This window comes from Paenibacillus sp. J31R109, from assembly GCF_059692055.1.
In genome coordinates this window covers 902,198-919,579 of sequence record NZ_JCAUAR010000001.1, presented here as the reverse complement: position 1 = coordinate 919,579, position 17,382 = coordinate 902,198, and the positions used below count along the sequence as shown (strand labels likewise).

At 42.3% G+C, this 17,382-nt stretch carries 13 protein-coding genes; 1 reads left to right on the top strand and 12 read right to left on the bottom strand.

The features are described 5' to 3' along the window. Positions 1–136: 136 nt before the first annotated feature. From AC58QT_RS04245 to AC58QT_RS04205, 9 genes are all read right to left on the bottom strand, one after another. Entirely contained in the window at positions 137–2,569 is a 2,433-nt protein-coding gene (locus tag AC58QT_RS04245) for a family 78 glycoside hydrolase catalytic domain (protein WP_497407825.1), read from the bottom strand. Between the two features lie 65 nt (positions 2,570–2,634). After that, positions 2,635–2,952, bottom strand: coding sequence for a hypothetical protein (locus AC58QT_RS04240; RefSeq protein WP_497407824.1), 318 nt, complete (start codon positions 2,950–2,952; stop codon positions 2,635–2,637). A 190-nt stretch (positions 2,953–3,142) separates the two neighbouring features. After that, the gene (locus tag AC58QT_RS04235) at positions 3,143–5,098 is read right to left on the bottom strand and encodes a PAS domain S-box protein (RefSeq protein ID WP_497407823.1); all 1,956 of its coding nucleotides are present in this window, start codon (positions 5,096–5,098) and stop codon (positions 3,143–3,145) included. A 141-nt stretch (positions 5,099–5,239) separates the two neighbouring features. Then, positions 5,240–5,719: a GNAT family N-acetyltransferase gene (locus AC58QT_RS04230; RefSeq protein ID WP_497407822.1), complete on the bottom strand. Its 480-nt coding sequence runs from the start codon at positions 5,717–5,719 to the stop codon at positions 5,240–5,242. Positions 5,720–5,901: 182 nt separating this feature from the next. Next, entirely contained in the window at positions 5,902–10,668 is a 4,767-nt protein-coding gene (locus AC58QT_RS04225) for an Ig-like domain-containing protein (protein ID WP_497407821.1), read from the bottom strand. A gap of 639 nt (positions 10,669–11,307) precedes the next feature. Further along, on the bottom strand, positions 11,308–11,859 hold the full coding sequence (locus tag AC58QT_RS04220; RefSeq protein WP_497407820.1) for a 2'-5' RNA ligase family protein: 552 nt from the start codon (positions 11,857–11,859) through the stop codon (positions 11,308–11,310). A gap of 55 nt (positions 11,860–11,914) precedes the next feature. After that, positions 11,915–12,508 carry a DUF2441 domain-containing protein gene (locus AC58QT_RS04215; protein WP_497407819.1) on the bottom strand — a complete coding sequence of 198 codons (594 nt, stop codon included), beginning with the start codon at positions 12,506–12,508 and terminating at the stop codon, positions 11,915–11,917. A gap of 90 nt (positions 12,509–12,598) precedes the next feature. Continuing rightward, the gene (locus tag AC58QT_RS04210) at positions 12,599–13,045 is read right to left on the bottom strand and encodes a GNAT family N-acetyltransferase (protein WP_497407818.1); all 447 of its coding nucleotides are present in this window, start codon (positions 13,043–13,045) and stop codon (positions 12,599–12,601) included. 139 nt (positions 13,046–13,184) lie between these two features. After that, positions 13,185–13,718: a hypothetical protein gene (locus AC58QT_RS04205; protein WP_497407817.1), complete on the bottom strand. Its 534-nt coding sequence runs from the start codon at positions 13,716–13,718 to the stop codon at positions 13,185–13,187. Positions 13,719–13,913: 195 nt separating this feature from the next. Between AC58QT_RS04205 and AC58QT_RS04200 the strand changes: the two genes are divergently transcribed. Next, entirely contained in the window at positions 13,914–15,377 is a 1,464-nt protein-coding gene (locus tag AC58QT_RS04200; protein ID WP_497407816.1) for a hypothetical protein, read from the top strand. 71 nt (positions 15,378–15,448) lie between these two features. On the opposite strand, the gene AC58QT_RS04195 is transcribed toward AC58QT_RS04200, so the two are convergent. Genes AC58QT_RS04195 through AC58QT_RS04185 form a run of 3 tightly spaced genes read right to left on the bottom strand, consistent with a single transcriptional unit; the run spans position 15,449 to position 17,360 of the window. Further along, positions 15,449–16,243, bottom strand: a complete 795-nt coding sequence (locus tag AC58QT_RS04195) for a PhzF family phenazine biosynthesis protein (RefSeq protein WP_497407815.1) — start codon at positions 16,241–16,243, stop codon at positions 15,449–15,451. 25 nt (positions 16,244–16,268) lie between these two features. Further along, the gene (locus AC58QT_RS04190; RefSeq protein WP_497407814.1) at positions 16,269–16,730 is read right to left on the bottom strand and encodes a glycine zipper domain-containing protein; all 462 of its coding nucleotides are present in this window, start codon (positions 16,728–16,730) and stop codon (positions 16,269–16,271) included. A gap of 21 nt (positions 16,731–16,751) precedes the next feature. Continuing rightward, on the bottom strand, positions 16,752–17,360 hold the full coding sequence (locus AC58QT_RS04185; protein WP_497407813.1) for a class I SAM-dependent methyltransferase: 609 nt from the start codon (positions 17,358–17,360) through the stop codon (positions 16,752–16,754). Between the last annotated feature and the right edge of the window lie 22 nt (positions 17,361–17,382).

The following is a 17,382-nucleotide window of genomic DNA, read 5'->3' as shown; positions in this document are numbered from 1 at the left end:
ATTATAACAAGATTATACCGTCGGTAAATCTGTAAAAAGTCATGAAATGCATAATAAAAAGGCACGACATTTGGCCGAGAAGATGAATATTTTCATCCCCTATGCCCAAAGTCATGCCTTTATGTTCCATTGTAGGTTACTTCTTTGTTGGCACATCTATAATGTACGAGCCTGCCCCGAATTCTTCCCCGTAAACTGTTCCCACATACCCCTGCGGTATACCCAGTTCAAGCTTCCATTGCTGAGTAGTGGTATGGTACAGCTTCATCTTGATTTCTCCTGCTTCCACCGGTAGATCTGCGTGAATCTCGTCGATGCCGCACGGGTCCGGGCTCAAAGAAAACCGCCGAAGGCCAGGCTCGATCGGCTGAAATCCAAAGATGCCTTCAAAAACAAATACGATCGGACTCGCTCCCCACGCATGACTAGCACTTGAGAAATTAACTTTCCCATTTTTTTGTTGATGGAATATTTTCCAAATTTCCCAAGTCGTATCTGAGCCGGCATCTAGCATCACGCCGTAACGCTCCCGAATTAGTTCAAGCGCTCGTTTCGCCTTACCGAGCTTAATTAGCGCTCTGCAGATCACAAGCATAAAAAAGGGGCTGCCCGCGGTAACATTCTTTCTGGCTTCCGGCTCGAAAACGTTCTTGTATATTGCAATCGCTCTCTCGTCCTTTTCCTCATGTAGATGAAGAATGGCTAGTGCGTTAGTAGGTTCAGTGATGCTGTCGCTGAGCGCGCCGTTAACAAGGCAATCGGCGTATGCGCCTTTGCTCTCATCCCATAACAAAGTAGGAATCGAAGACTTCAACGTGCGAACCTTCTCTACGTATACCTCTTCCGCATCCGCGTCATTCAATTGCCCGGCAAATTCACATGCAATCTGCAGCGCTTCAAGGTATTGCAAGTTAAGCGGAGTAATCATGCCGCCCCGCTGGTCGTCTGGCACAGGGCCGTCTGGTCTCTCCCCCCAATCCGTGAAAGACCAATACGGAACATCAGCTAGGAGGCCATATTCATTTTCATATGCAGAAAACCAACGAAGCGCCAATACGACATTAGGCCACCATTCCTGAATGAGCTCCAAATCCCCGCTGTACGTTTGATGATCCTTGAAAGAACAAATCCAAGCAAGGCAAAAGGAAGGAATCGGAGGAAAATTGTGATGTCCGTCCGGATATCTCGACTTGGTCATACCCATCCAATCCTGCGACTGTCCGATCTGTTTCAGCAGCTTGCGATGCAGGCGCGAATCTCCAGAATAATGATAGTTGATAACGGCCTGCCATCTACCGTCTCCCATCCACTGCTGCTGTTCCCGGCTGGATGAATCCAAAAAACCGTCTTGCATGCAAAGCCGAAGGGTACGTGCCGAAATATCCCAGATACCAGACAAGCGATCGTCGCTGCACACCATCTCTGCTGTCCTTTTAAGCGGATATTTTCTCGTTCGAAGACCTACACGATGGAACGTAACAGGCCCACTGTGATTTCGCAATCGGAATTGCACGTATTTACAAGCACGCCAGGCAAACGAAGTTTCCAACACGTTGTGACCTTCGGCTAGAATGAATCGGTCAATAGACCTACTGCTGTTAAGATTAATTAAAGCCTTGCCTTCCCACAATTCCTCGGCATGCACCGCATCAATGACATCTCCTTGACTGCCGGTTACCTCCAGTTGCAAATAGCCAGCTTCCGTCTCAGCAAACTCGAATGTAATAACCGATGCTTCTCCTTCGGGAAGGGCAGCAAATGTGTATTCGTCAAACTGCTCTTTCTCCCGGACTTGCATTCGAATGGACTGTTCTTCGGCGTGAATCTGTTTATGCAACTGGGATACCGGATAAGGGATCTCTGTCATGGTACCGATGCCCACAATGATGTCCGCTTCTATTTCCGATTCTTCGAGCAACGGAATGTCGCGCGTAGCCCAATTCCAGAACGGAGACAACTGGATTCCCCGGCCCTTCGCTGCAATCCAGCTTCTGTCATCAAAACCTGTTTCCAACCAACCACCTGGTACCAATCCGGCGTCATAAATTTCAATCGGGCCCTGGCAGCCGTTAATTCTCGGTGCTTCGCGGTTGAATGCCTCCGCGAGGAGGCATTTCCAACTTGAGTCGCTATGGACCTTAACTTGAGGGTGATCATCAAAATCAACAGTCGTTTCCGCTGCAATCGCGGGTATCCGGCTCACGGATTGCCCCGTTCCATATCCGTAGTGGGCGGCTAATACGGCAATCACATTCGGTCCGGGTCTCAGATAGGCGGAAATATCTAACTCATCGTAATATTGCATGCGTGGATCACTGCGGCAAGGACCTCGGCCAATATAGACGCCATTCACATGCAATTTATATCTGGAGTCCGCGAAAATTTTGATCGTTGCGCTAACTGGCATCGCGGCAAGTTCAAACGTTTTGCGAAAATAGCAAAACGAGTTACGTGGCTGTTCATAATGGGTTTCCACCTCTGCCGGATGCCAGATTAATTCGGTTTGTCCTGACCAACCGTCAGATACAGAAGATTTTCTTGCAAATCTTTCATGGATTGCTCCTGTCATAAAGCTCAAACCACCTTCATCAAATGATAAGTCCTTTCTCGGTTTACAGTAAGTATAAAAGAATATTAATTAATTAATAATTCAGCAAAACAACAAATAGTAATACAAAATCTACGATCATTTTTGTATAGATGAGAAAAAAGGCAACCGACCCAAATGGGGCAGCTGCCTTCTCTTGCGATTCTATCGTTCTCCGCAACGCCAGAAATCACTTCGCACGAGCTTTTTTGTTTAGGATGCACATGCTCGGGCTCTCTTTCTTGCGATGGCGGGTTAAAGCTTTCGATCTCCACCATCGTCCCGTTCGTGTCCTTCCCGGTTTTGCGGAATATCATACGCTGCCCGCTGCGGGGATTCGTAATCTCATTTCCTGAATATTGCATAGACCCTCCTTGTAATTGAAGAAGATACCAGATTCATCCTTGTAACTTTCATACTACCGTCACAAAGCGTGGAATGTCTACCGCGGCCGATGTCGAAAAGAGTTAATTATTCGTGTTGAAATTGATCCGATAACTAAAAAAGCCCGCGGTTTACGCGGACTTCATACGGACAATGTACTTGTCACCCGTCTCAATCTCTCACTTTTGATTTCAACTTCTCAAGTCTATCAATAATTTCTGAAATTGCGTTAATACTAATCGGCTTGCTGATGTATGCGTCCAGACCTTCAGATAAATATTTCTCACAGTCGCCTTTAATAGCGTGAGCTGTCACTGCCACAATATACGGGCGTTTCTTGCCATTTAACATGTCAGTAATTAACTTCGTTGCCGTTAATCCATCCATCCAGGGCATTTGAATATCCATGAAGATGATATCGTAATTGTTACGTTTAACAGCTTCCACAGCCTCTTTTCCGTTATGTACCATGGTCGTTTTGTGCCCGAGTTTCTCTAACATTTTATTGATCACAACTTGATTCACTTCATTGTCTTCAGCAATTAATATTTTCAAGGGTTGTGCTGCTGAATTTTCGACGATATCATCTTGTTGTGGCCACGTATCATATGGCGATGCGTCTACATGATTCGATAAAACTCTCAAATTGGCTGTGAACAGGAAAGTTGATCCTGATTGATCTTCGGAAGATTCATGCCAGATTTCACCGTCCATAAGCTCAACAAGCTTTTTACAGATAGCTAATCCTAAACCGGTGCCCTCTGTTCGCCGAGTCATAAAATGATCAACTTGATAAAAGGGTTCAAATAAATGACCTACCTGTTCCTTAGGTACACCGATACCTGTATCTTTGATTGCAAATTGAAGACGAACTGAATTCAGGTCTTGCGATACGTTATCAACCCTGATCGAAATCGCACCGCTTGGCGTAAATTTTACGGCATTGCTGAGTAAATTCATCAATACTTGTCTCAACTTCGTAATATCTCCATGAACCAAGCTAGGAACCTTAGGACAGACTGATGTCGTGATCTCCAGATTTTTCTCAAGAGCTTTAGACATGACCATACTTAAAGATTCTGATATAATATCAGCCACATTCAAGGGTTCTTCCATTAATTCGGTTTTACCGGATTCGATTTTGGAGAAGTCCAGAATATCGTTGATAATCATAAGCAATGTGGAGCCACTCTTTTTAATAATTTGTACATATTCAATCTGCTCTTCGTCCAATTCGGTCTCTAAAAGAACATCTGTCATACCGATAACTCCGTTCATCGGCGTACGGATTTCATGACTCATCATGGCTAAAAACTCGCTTTTAGCTTTATTCGTCTTTTCAGCGGCTTCTTTCTCAATGATTAACTTTTTCTGTTCCGTCATGTCTTTCGCTATGATATAAAAGCCCTTCGTCTGCGTCTGGATGATGATTGGAGCTAACGTTACTAACACTTCAACGGTATAACCATCCTTGTGTTGAATGAAAGTGATTTCTTTTTCAACTTTTTCAATTTCCACATGATCGTTTAATGCCAAAAGCAAATTCGTTGCATTTTTTTCACCTATTAATTTGGACATTCCACTGCCGATTAACTCTTCAATCGGATATCCGGTCATGTGTTGCACAATAATATTGCCATTAATAATAATGCCGTCCAAACCAAAAGAAATAATAGCATCGTGGTTGTATTTCTTTAACGACGTATAGCGTTCAATGCTTTCTTGCAGCTTTAGCTCTGCTAGTTTGTTCTTGGTTACATCGATAAATTGGGTCATAAAATATATAGGCTTCCCGTCGTTATCATCACGAATTAATGAAACAAATACGGAAGCCCAAACGATATTACCATTTTTATTAAAGTACCTATTTTCTAATTCAAATGAAGGGATAACTCCATCCAATAAAGCAGTTAGTAAACCACTGGTGTTGTTTTTATCATCAGGATGTCGGATATCTTCTAGTGTAAAATTCATGAATTCTTCTTTTGAATAGCCGAAAATATGGCAAACCGCAGGGTTAACATTTAACCATTTGCGATCCATAGAGATTAAAGCGATCCCAATCGGAGCATTTCGATATAAGTGCTCAAATAAAGCTTCAGAGTCAAATAACTTAAGATCCTGCATCAACGTATTCCTCCTTTTGAACTAACGCGATAGCAGCCTCTTACTTTCCCCTTGGCAGCTACTCCTATATTACCATAAAAAGAGTACTTGTCCGGGAGCTTAATTTATAACATTGAAGTTGCGTTCTGCTGATCGATAAGCTCAGCATGAAATAAATTCTAATGATGGCTTATCTATCTGTAAGGATTCAATACAATAACCGTTCGTGTATTCCCTGATAGTCTTCGTCCAAAATAACTTCGCAACCAAGTTTTTTTCCAACCAAGAAACGCTCCAATTCCCTTTGAACATAGCAAACGTTTTATGAGCTATTTTTTTACCAATACCTTGTCCTCGATACTTTCTTAATATGAAAAATTCCGCAATTGAGAATATTGACGAGTTACTATCAGCTATTTCACGAACTAAAACAAAACCCGCCAACTTACCAGACTGCATAATAAAAAAGGGGTATCGACCTTCTTCTGTCCAATAATGATCAAGATACATGTAATCAAAAAGACCATACTCATTTACATCATCTTCACCATTTTCTTCGAATTCACTCATATCGTACTGATATAGTTCCATGAGGTTGCGTAATATCATTTTCCTATCAAAGGATACCTTGATTAACTCCATACAATGCCCCTTCTTTCCATACAATAATTCTATCTCTATCGTACCATTACCATAGCAAAGGAAACAGTTGGAAAATATATAAAAAATAATTCACAATCATTTTTTACACAAAAAAAAATCACATCATGAGATCTGATGTGATTTCCTTGTCATATACCTCTACCGCAACATCGTGCAAATATTTACTTGGTTACATTGACAATCATCGTATCACTAGACGTGGCACCCGCATAGTTGACAAGTTCAGCTCGATAAACATAGGTGCCCTTTGCTTTATTGGTTGCGACATTCAAAGCAGATTGAGCAGTCGGGCTGTTATTTGTCAATGCTTGTGTATAGATGAGAATCCCATTCTCATATAAATGATATGTTGTCCCATTGACTCCCCACCACATGTTCATGTTGATGTTGAAGTTTCCGTCACCATCCCAGTTATCGTTGGATAAAACCGGTTTGGCTGGCGCTGCTTGCGTTACGTTTACCGTGTACACATTACTCTTCGTTGTACCATACGCATTGGTAAGCTCAGCATAGTAACGATACGTGCCATTGGGCTTATACGTAATTGAAGTAACGGTTGATTGGGCATTCGGCGTGTTATCTGAAAGAATCTGGGTATCGATTAACACATCATTTTCATAAAGTTTATAAATCTTGCCGTTTTCACCGTACCACATTTTCATCAGAATATTATAATAACCATCCTTAAGTCCAGTATCATATCCATTATCATCGGAAAGGACAGCTGCGCCCGGCTTAGCTTTACTTTTGGATACAATATTGCTTACAAGATAAGAAGTAACATTCGATACATTACCGACTGCATCCGTTCCTCTTGCATAAACCGTGCTGTTTTCAGAGATAACCACTGGAGCGGCGTATGCCGTCCATAAGCCGTTATCTCCTACTTTGTACTCTTTCACCGCTGCGTCGTCCGGATAGTTGATCGTTACGGTAACGTCCTTATTGGTTGGTTCTGTAACGTCAGCTGACAACACGGCTTCGACCGGTGCGATGGAATCGACGAACAGTACGATGGAGACCGGCTCCGCTGAAATTCCTGCCGAATCGATCGCTTCAACGGTAATATTATTATTGCCTTGCACAAGCTGCAAGGTAGTGGTAAATCTCAAATCTGTACCAACTGAAACTGAAGTCCAGTTTACTTTTACCGCCGCCGCCCTATTCAGGGTGCCCGTAATCGAATAAGTCGGTTGAGTTATGGAGCTGTTTTGTTGATCCAATGTAAGGACAAGCGGGCCTACCCATTGTTCATTGGAGAGAACAGAACTTATATAAGAATTTCCTTCCTTCTTCACAGTGAGCGTAGCTGTATAGGTTTCAAACTTGCTGCCATATTTCGCTGTGATTACAACTGTAAATACCCCTGCGTTTATTTTACCTTTCGATTGCCAGCGGTAGAAGCCCCTTGGGTTGTTGGCATCTGGAGCCCTGAAATCTTCTAGAGTTGGCACAACCAAATTGCCATTGGCATCATACACTTTAGCGGAAGTGAGAGTAGCGCGATCCCCGAGAACAAACCAAGAGATCCAAACAGCACTGGCCGCGCCTGTTCCTGGTATCGGGTCCACCTGGCGGATTTCAATCAATTCGCCCTCTTTCGCTTTTACAGTAACCTCACAAGTGGCGATAATGCTGCCAATCGTCGCTGTAATGGTCGCCTTCCCCTCTGCATATGCGGTTACAAGCCCGTTTTGATCTACTGAAGCTATATCCGAGTCGCTCGATGTCCAAACAACGTTCTTATCAGTGGCATTGCCGGGTAATACATCGGCGATAAGCTGCTTCTTGTTTCCAGCGAAAATGGTAGCAGTGTCATCATTCAACACGATTTGCTGTACGGCCACTTCCGTGGTATTTTTCACATAAACCGATACTGGGACTGAGTTGCCATCGTCAAGCTTAATGATGAAAGAACCTTTACCAATCGGATATTGCCAACCTCTAAAATCTTCTTTGATCTTGGTCATGTCGCTGGTTATTGTAAGGGTAAGCACGCCCGCCGTTAAAGTGCCGGATGTATGGCCCGACGCGTTTTTAATGGTGAAGAACTCAGCTTCATTGTTCTTGAGCAAGGTATAACCCATACCACTAGGCACGGAGTCGCCTACGAAAATCTCAATGGTTTTCGTCTGGTTCCCATCAAGTTTAAGCTCATACCCATCTGCGTTCAAGTAATTGATGGGCCTGAATGGCATCAAATCCATATGGCCGTTTACGTCATACTCTAAAGCACCAATGTCGGGGGCCTCTCCCTTATAGCCTTTGCTGAAGTTGGGAATCACCCAACCGTCGTCTACACCAATGCTATCGGGCGTAAGTCGGTAGTCGCCTCTCTCGGGGTTTACAAACGCAGCCTTGGCTGTTTCGCCGTCATAACCCGTAAGCGCTGTAAAGCCGTGTTCTTCTTTAGGCTCGCCGACATAGGTGTTAAGCTGTATCGCTCCGTTAGAAATATCATAGTCGAAGCTGGAGCCGGGTACAGCGTACACATGGGCCATGCCCACCAGCCTAGGGCTGGCTAGTTCAATTATGTTATTTCTATAAAATGACCTGTTGAATAGCCCGCTAGTATTCGCTATGCCACCGCGCGCGCCAACAGCGCCTTCGGGGAGTATAATTGTATTGTTGAACACATGATCCAGACTACGGTAGTGATACCAGTGTGCAGGTTTCGAAGCGCTTGCATCTGCTGTGCCATGCTTTAAGCCGCCAACGGTATATTCAAGCTGATCCCCCTGATTGGTAATAAGGTTCCTAAACACGTATATAGGGCCTAGCGCACTGCTGTCAAGGCTTATCGGTTGGCTTGCGGCTTCTATTTTATTGCCGTAAACCCTAACGTTCATGGAGCCGCCGTCAACCTCAAGCCCATCGGCGTTCGCGCCTAAAACATAGTTCCCGTAAAGATCGGAGTCCCAGCCTATCCCTCCGTCATACGCGGAGTTGTTATAGGTAGAAAGACCATAGCTCCAGTACTTGTCGTTGCCCGCTACAATGTCATTATAGCGAATAACAACGCCCTCTCCGCCCCTCAAATAGAAACCGTCCACGCCAAGCGGATGCCGCTCGCTCCATCCATTAACGCCGGAGTTGCTTCCCCAGCCTGTGGCTGAGCCTTTCGGGTCATGCATATAGTTTTTCTCAACAAGGATATAATCTACATCGCTAATACGGATACCGGCATCGGTGTTGATTGGCCGTACGTTAGCATCATAGAACCACCCCGTGCGCCTGTCCACTATAGTCCTTCCGCCGGCGTCCGCCCCAGGAAGATTATTGCCCAGATACTGCGTGCCGTACCTGCCGAAGCCGGAGACATCGCAATTCACAATGCGAATTTGTTTCGCTGAGCTGTGAACGGTTATACCGTTGCGCAAGCCGCCTCTTACAATCAAGCCGTTAAGCTCAACATACTCAGAGTTGCCCAGGACGACCGCATCCCAGAACTCGTCGGTGGCGTTAATCACGATTCCGTATTTGTTAGTTATTTTAATCCATGCGTCGGCAGTACCTTTCAAGCCCTGAAGAGATAATGGTTTGCCTGCATTCGCCATCTCGGATGTATAAAAGTCACTTACGTCATATTCAGTAGAAGAATAAGTGATTTTCTCACTCAAAGTTGTGATTGAAGCTACTTTTACAATGCTTTTACTTTCAATCGTTAGCCTTACTTCGTATGTGGTGCCCGGTTCAAGCCCCACGATAGAACCCCTGAAGTTTTTGTAACGATCGTCATACATCAGGTTCATAGCTTTTTCCCAATTGTTTTCACCCTGTTTTCTGTACTCCAGCGTATGATCTGAGTTAAAGGGAATAGAAGCCGTTACCGATGGTACCCAACTTGCTGTTGGTTTCCAATCAAACCTTTCGTTGGCCGCATAATCATAGTCAAAGTACACGCTAATATTTTCAAACGTGGCTCTCAACATCAGTTCATTATTGGTATACGGAACGAATTTTCTAAAGAATTGTTCGTTATATACGTCTGAGCCGATCCCAAACCGCCCAGCCTTCGTTGTAACTGTAGTTTGGAATTCATACGGAGCGCTGCCATTGGTAGGCTCAATCCGTACCCTAAGCAGTTGAGTCTCTTTCTCGTTAAGATGCCCCACGCTGCCTACAAATCCGGCCTGTCCGGGGAAAAATGTAGACAACTTATTCACATATTGCGGTTCTGGCGCGAGTACCCAAGCAAACCCTGTGTTTACAGTATCCATCTGCGGGCTGAATAACTGCTCAGGATTTGTTGATCGGCGCCAAACCGTTACTTTAGCGTCCGGGTCGTCAAGCGGGATCTCATACCACCCGTCTCTGGATAAGCCGTCGGTTTTGATTTGATTTACTGTGGCTTGCGGGATATTATTTACATCGTACAAAGTAGCTTCAAGCGTTACAAAAGCTTTTACCGCCAAGGAAGTCGCTTCTATATTCAGGCTTATAGCGTTCTCACCGAATACCTCTTTATAAACCTTTACAAGGGTTTCAAGCGGTATATAGTTTAAGTCTCCTTCCCTGTAAACCTGTGTGCCTGTTGGGAGATTAATTGTAGTCCCTATGCTTCCAGCACCACCGTAAGTGTTATTCGTAACGGTAACAAAGCTGTCGCCATGCTTGGCTATTATTTCAAAGTAGTCATTTTTCATAGCAAAGCCGCTGCCGTCAAGCAAATTGTAGGATACTGCACGAAAGTCGTTTGCCATTGCCTCTGACGCTACCCAAAGGATTCCATTTTCATCGTACTTATTACTGTCAAGTACGCGTACGAACAGGCCGTTAACATACACCTCAACCTTTTCGTTGCCAATGGTACTGGCGTACGCTGTGTGCGCCATTGGGCTGCCAATAGGTGTTATGAAAGTGGCCAGCAATGTCACGATAAGCGCAACCGCTAAGAATTTCACTTTTGGAAAAAATCTCTTTGTCATTCCTAATCCCTCATTTTCTTAGGTTTTTGATATTCCACACATTCAAACTTGATGCATAAAACATTTAAAACAAAACTTAAACGAGGTCGTTATTAAACAGCTGCTTGAACTCTCATTTCCTCCTCCCCTGCACTTGAATGCAGAACCATGTATGGAAGCGATTACAAATGCACTATGATTTTATATTGCTGTGTTGTCATCATTGGAGTCTGCACCTTGATGAAATCGGTATTATGATCCCATTGTAGCCCCATACTTTCGTATTGTCTTTGCCCTGCATTGTGTTAAAATGTTGTTGTATTGCGATGAGTTAAAAGGTGGTCATCCTACTGACTCTCTTTTAAGAATTTTCAACTACATAGGATCAACCTTCTATTATAGACAACATGCTGAGCACATTGCCCATACTGCAGGGCTTTCTCCGATCCTCGTGGAAAAACACCTAACCAAAAGCCGTCGCACAATGTTGCGACGGCTTTTGGAATAAGTGTATGATGTTCATCCAATTTACTTGTGTCAAGGACGTTACTGCTTATTTTCTATATTTTTCTACTTATGCTAATAATTCAATTCATAGTTACTATTTAGCTCTGATACGTCAATGTGTTTGCTGATCTATAATTCGCTTTTCTTTAGAAGTTACCTTAAAACCTTTGAGTGTATGGAGGGTGATTTTATGCACTTATTATTTTCATATATAGCTTTTATGACTGATATTTCAACGATTGTAGTTGTTAGCGGTTCTATTCTTGTAGTGCAATAAACAATGGCCTCTTTTAACTTCTCTTCGTTCAGTCTGTTAGCTATTGTACAGTGAGGTATCCAATTATTCGGAAGATATTGTGTTTCAGCGCTAGTTTGATATATTTCAAAATTCTTATGATAGTTATCGTGAAATTCTAAGAACTCTCTGGAAGGAACAGGGCTAAGGAAAAGTGCTCCTGAGTTTAAGAAAGTCCCTAACGAATTCATCCTAATGGAAATCTGTTTTCTAGATTCATAGAAGTTGTCAAACTTGGCGATAAATTGTTCAATATTAACACCAGAATCATACCCTGCTATCGTAATATGTGGTCGTCTATCTTGTACTTCCTCAGCATATTGGGATACCGCTTTATCACTCAACTCTCTCCAAACCTGCTTTATATAGTTTTCCGTATTTGAGTCAAAATGAGCAACAACTCCGTACATGTTATCTCCCTCCAAAAAATTGTTACTGATTATCCATTTAGCATAATTGTTTATATTAAAGGCAGAACTCATCAATAATTTCTACTACTTCGATTTTTCCGTTTATCAGGAGCTCAGGAAGTTCGTTTTTCACATTGCCTTTCCAATATTCTCTCGCTTGTTCGATTTTTTTAGAAAAAGGAATTGCATCTTCCTTTGGTAAAAGGTTCCCGTCCCCCTCAAAGACATTCCCAATAACTCGAAGTTTAACAATCTGCAAAACTTTTCGGTGGTAAGAACCAAATAGTTCTTTCCATCGCAAGGCATCATCATAGTTTTTTGCAGCGTATAAGCAAGACAATCGTGAAGGATATTCAGGATGTTCTTGAAGTCTAACCATTTCAACTATCACTTCTCTAATAGCTCTAATTGTTTGACCTACATACCGAATAGCAACATCTGCATTTTCTTTATCCATCTTCAAGCCGTCATTTGAATAATGAGCATGCAAAATTTGAATAAAGTCTTCACCATTGGAATTCATCTGTTCTTTCTCGAAAAAGAAGTGAGATAATGTGTTTTTTTGATTTTTGTCAAAGTGTATAATCTGACCAAGGTCCATTTTTTTCCTAGTGACAATGTGATAAACATACAATTCGCTTGCTTGCATGGAATTCCCCCTTATGACCACCGTGTAAATAAGTGAGTTTTCATCCTTCGGTAGCTAAACAATGTCTATTAGCAATACGCCGACAATTTTTTAATTAAGTTGAAGAACACGTATAATTTCACCATCAATTATTTCTTGGCTTGCCTTTTTAAACCCTAAGGATTCATACATCTCTCCAGCAATTAAGTTATTCGGTCTGTGTCCAATCATAATTCTTTTGCAGCCCATTGATTCAATCAGTTTAATTAGTTGTTTCATTGCGGTCTTTCCGTAACCCATACCCTGGTGATTTTCATCAATCATTATTGCAGGAATCCAGTGGTTTCCATCCCCGTCTGGCTTCTTACAAAAAACAAGAAATCCGATTATATTATTATCACAATAAATTGCACGCAGCTCAAAATCATCAGCATATTTAGATTCTGCAATCCAATAAACAACAGGTGCAGGAAAAACATGTAGTTGTTCTTTCTTAACTTTTAACTTGGTACAATCATACCAGTTTTCGATGGACACCTGCATTAATTCAATACCCAAAGAGAATTCCTCCCAAAATTGATTTCATAAATCACACATTTATCTTACCACTAAGCTTTTCATCCTAATTGGTACAAAACAGCTATAATCATCAATAGTTGATTGTCAAGCAAAAGAAAACCGCCCCATTGTAGGACAGTTAGAAATTACGTCTTTTCTTTATTATCCACACTACACTAAATATCAGAATTGCTAGGAACAAAAGGCTTACCGTCAAGACAGTCCAACTTTGCTGATAGAATCTATTTGAACTCTCCACTGAAACTTGAGAAGATTCTTTTTTAAATACAGTGGGTTCGATTTTAATCTCCTTCATTGCTGCTTCTTGAGCTGCATCCCAAGCACCAGTACCACCGCATAAATTGGTTCTTAACTTGCCCTCCCTCTGGCTGCCAAAAACCAGATAATCGGCGCCAATTGTATAAGCATCCCATCCGGTATCATAAATCTCGAATACGGGATCCTCTATGCCTTTCCATGCTTTCTCTACTTGGAAAACAGTTAGCCCTTCGCTTTTAGTCTCAATCACTCTTCCCTTAAAAACGACAGAGCTACGCTCCATTTCCTGCATCGTCGGATGTGGTGCTGCACATGACAAAGCCTCCACTTTAGGCACGTCATACAAAATAGAACCAATCACAGCAAACATTACAATTACAAAAAGTTTCTTCACAAGTTATCTCGCCCTTAACCGTATTATTTTATTTTTGACGATGTTTGAAACGCAAAGGTTGCAAAAAGAGACTTTTGCATCCATTGGTGGAGACGGATAATTCCGTATTGCATGTTAAAATTATGTAAATAAAGTAACATTTTCGTAAATTTAACGTTTAATTCATTAAACAATAGATAATGAGGTGAAACCCTAATGAAGAAATTCGGTCTTCAAAAGTTCGCTGCTCTCACAACCGCCGCCGTACTATTGCTTACCGATCAGCTCACGTCAGCTGCTTACGCTGACAGCAGTTCCGTGAAAGTCAGCCTACCCACTTTCCCTGTACAAATAAACGGGGGTATCATCGATTCGTCCAAAGCACAATACCCGCCTATCATCTACAAAGACATTACTTATTTGCCATTAACCTGGGATTATACTCGCTCTTTATCTTTAGAGTACACCTGGAGCGACTCGGAAGGGCTTCATGTCAATGCGCTTGGAAATCACTATCAGGAACCGCCAGCAGCTGATAAGAATAGCAGTAACAAAAAAGCGACATATACAGCAGAACTCGTGAATTATCCCGTCTTTGTCAACAACAAACCGATCGACAATCAATTGGAGGAATATCCGCTACTAAGTTTTCGGGATATTACTTATTTTCCGATGACCTGGCATTTCATGCATGACGAATTCTACATGAATTTGTTTTGGAGCCCAAAAGACGGATTCGCCGTCGTAGGTCCGCAGCGTCATTACCTAGACTCCTTTGTCAACGACTCCGCCGATTACCTGTACCTTTACTCTGGCTTACAAACGTTTAAAATTGGGAAATCATTAACTGATCAACCAACGCTTTTGACAGAAGAGGAAAGCCAGAAGCTTTCCGCCATGCCGACAAGATCAGGTGCCGAACCGTTACCTAAAGCGGAATTCATTTCACCAGACTTTGCGTCTATTGAACGAAAGGAGAAAACATTCTATTACAAAGGACATGAACTCCTCTCGTTGATGCCTGCGGACGGTACAACTTCTTCAGTGGGATTCATGGAACGTTCTTACGCGGGCTTAGCGTATAAGGAAGCATGGCTTGATCTGGGAACAGGAAGAAAGATCTTATCAGTTGTAGAGACGGACACCAATAATCAAATTTATCCGGACTTTTCTACCTATTACCGCTATTTCTTCGTAGATGGCAATGAACGACCTGTACCCTTGAATGAGTTCGCCCACTGGCCCATCTCAAGTGTACAACCAAATCCAAACGGGACTTGGTGGTTGACGAGCAGGCCAATTGCAGGGGATTATATTAATGGTCGAAATGGTTTTATCAGAGGCGAGCTCAGTCTACTCCAGCCAAATGGTCAATCCGTTTCCGTGAACCGTCAACTGAAGATAGACGAGATTGAAGTACTTTCCCATGAAGAGGACGGCACACTCATCTTTCGTGCTTATACGCGTACCATGCAGAGAGAAAATCCTGCCTTTGGCATATATAAAATCGATACCTCAGGAAATCTTGTCAAGCTGAACGATCTATTCGGTCAAGCCTACGTAAGTAGCGATGGCGACCTTTGGGCAACGGACCGCTACATAAACCGGATTGTTAACATTACTAAGAATATGAACAAATTGTGGATGGACTATGAATTTCCGTTCCCCGACAACAATTAAGCTCATACGAACAAACGGCAGCCATCACTGGCTGCCGTCAGGTTCATACTTTCACAAATCATGGAAATACGCTAAATGAATAACTCACTTTTCATAACTGTAATTGCTTGTCCCGCCATCAAAACCCTGTCTTTTTGTAATTCTAGTTTTAGTAGGCCGCCTCGTGCCGAAGCTTGATAAGCATACATTTCAGTTTTGTTTAATTTTTTGCTCCAATATGGAGCAAGACCACAATGCGCGGAACCAGTAACGGGATCTTCATTGACTCCTAGTGCTGGGAAGAAGCACCTCGAAATAAAGTCGAAATCGTTCGATTTGCTTGTGACAGTTATCCCTCTTGTTTTGATAGTCCTCAACATAGAGAAATCAGGAGTTAGATTTAAGATTACATCTTCGGACTCAATTTCAATAAAATAATCGAATCTATTTCGTCCCACATATATAGGATCGATATTTAAGGCTTTAATAAGTTCCGAAGGATAATCACTTTCACTCACAGGTTCCGCTGGGAAGTTCATTTGAATCCATGAACCCTTCATACTCGCAGTCAGAAGTCCACTCTTTGTATAAAAATTCGCCTGTTTATCTTTCGATAGCATTTCTGTTTCCCACAAGATGTGTGCGCTTGCTAACGTAGCATGTCCACACAATTCAACCTCAGTGTTAGGTGTAAACCATCTAAGTGAATACCCCTCCTGCTGAGGTGACAGGAAGGCTGTTTCAGATAGATTCATTTCTGTAGCGATACTTTGCATTAAAATATCATCAAGTGGTTCAGAAGTTAAACAGACTGCGGCTGGGTTCCCCTTGAATGCTTTATCAGTAAAAGCATCCACAACATAAATTGGTAATGCCAATGTATTCATCTCCTATTTATTAATTCACCCGAAACTATATCGTTTTCCCCTTTTTCTTCGCATCTGCATCCTTACCAGCTCCAATTACTAACCCCATGCACATGCCAATTGATATTCCTAAGCCAATATTGTCAAATACAGTTAATCCAAAAACAACACCAAAGCTTATCCCCAAGGACATGAAAATTCCAGTGTAGTATCCCTCTCCGATCAACTTATGTTTTATCTGAAGATGAGAAGTGATGTGATTAATTAATTGTTTATATGGCTTCAATTTAGTATCATCTATCCTGTTCGTATCCTCTTTTATTAGCATGAGACAATTCATTAATTCTAGTAGTTGTTGCTCACATTCCTTACAACTTGAAGAAAAGGAATCTAACTTTTCAACCACCCTCTCACATTTATCTAAATTGAGCTTTTTTAAAATTGATTTACTAAGAGTACCCCTAAGCTCCCTTACGAGAGTTTTAACGTGATCCACTCGGTTTTCCAATTAATCTCCCCCTCCTTCTAATTACATTAACTTTCTCACGCACCAAGTACTCATACAACGCTGACCGGCCACATTCACTGTTTTAATAGGCTCAACAAGTATCCCCTTCAATTCCTCCGTAGTTTTGTGTAATCTTTCCTCATCCACAAGAAAACGGATGCTCCCGTCTGGAAGTTTATAACGTTCATCACCGAGTGGCTTTACCATCGTTTCAATTCCAATTGATGATGCAAGTCGTACAAACATCAGCCCGCCAGGCTTAAGTACACGCCATAATTCATGCACCATTTGCTGAAAATGGGCCTCATTCTCAGCAAAATGCAGAACGGCATTACTAATAATAAAATCAAAATAGTGATCATCAAAGCTCATCTTCTCAATAGCTTCAACCCGAGTGCGCTCGTTCGACCAGTCAGGTGCTAGCTTCATGGCAAGCTTCTGAACAGCGTCAATCGCTTCCTCAGAACGATCCACAGCATACACTTCATAACCGTTACGCAGGAAATAAATAAGATTGCGACCAGAGCCGCATCCGGCATCGAGAATCCGCATTCCCGACGTAATACGACCTTTTAATAGCTGATCAAATAAATAGATATCAATATCGCCAAACTGCTCTTTTAGATTCATATGATTCTCCTGTTTACCTTTA

Excerpts from the sequence above, each read along its gene's own strand:
- AC58QT_RS04235 (WP_497407823.1), bottom strand. The coding sequence starts at position 5,098 with ATGCAGGATCTTAAGTTATTTGACTCTGAAGCTTTATTTGAGCACTTA.
- AC58QT_RS04230 (WP_497407822.1), bottom strand. The coding sequence starts at position 5,719 with ATGGAGTTAATCAAGGTATCCTTTGATAGGAAAATGATATTACGCAAC.
- AC58QT_RS04245 (WP_497407825.1), bottom strand. The coding sequence starts at position 2,569 with ATGACAGGAGCAATCCATGAAAGATTTGCAAGAAAATCTTCTGTATCT.
- AC58QT_RS04240 (WP_497407824.1), bottom strand. The coding sequence starts at position 2,952 with ATGCAATATTCAGGAAATGAGATTACGAATCCCCGCAGCGGGCAGCGT.
- AC58QT_RS04220 (WP_497407820.1), bottom strand. The coding sequence starts at position 11,859 with ATGTACGGAGTTGTTGCTCATTTTGACTCAAATACGGAAAACTATATA.
- AC58QT_RS04195 (WP_497407815.1), bottom strand. The coding sequence starts at position 16,243 with ATGAATACATTGGCATTACCAATTTATGTTGTGGATGCTTTTACTGAT.
- AC58QT_RS04225 (WP_497407821.1), bottom strand. The coding sequence starts at position 10,668 with ATGACAAAGAGATTTTTTCCAAAAGTGAAATTCTTAGCGGTTGCGCTT.
- AC58QT_RS04200 (WP_497407816.1), top strand. The coding sequence starts at position 13,914 with ATGAAGAAATTCGGTCTTCAAAAGTTCGCTGCTCTCACAACCGCCGCC.
- AC58QT_RS04215 (WP_497407819.1), bottom strand. The coding sequence starts at position 12,508 with ATGCAAGCAAGCGAATTGTATGTTTATCACATTGTCACTAGGAAAAAA.
- AC58QT_RS04185 (WP_497407813.1), bottom strand. The coding sequence starts at position 17,360 with ATGAATCTAAAAGAGCAGTTTGGCGATATTGATATCTATTTATTTGAT.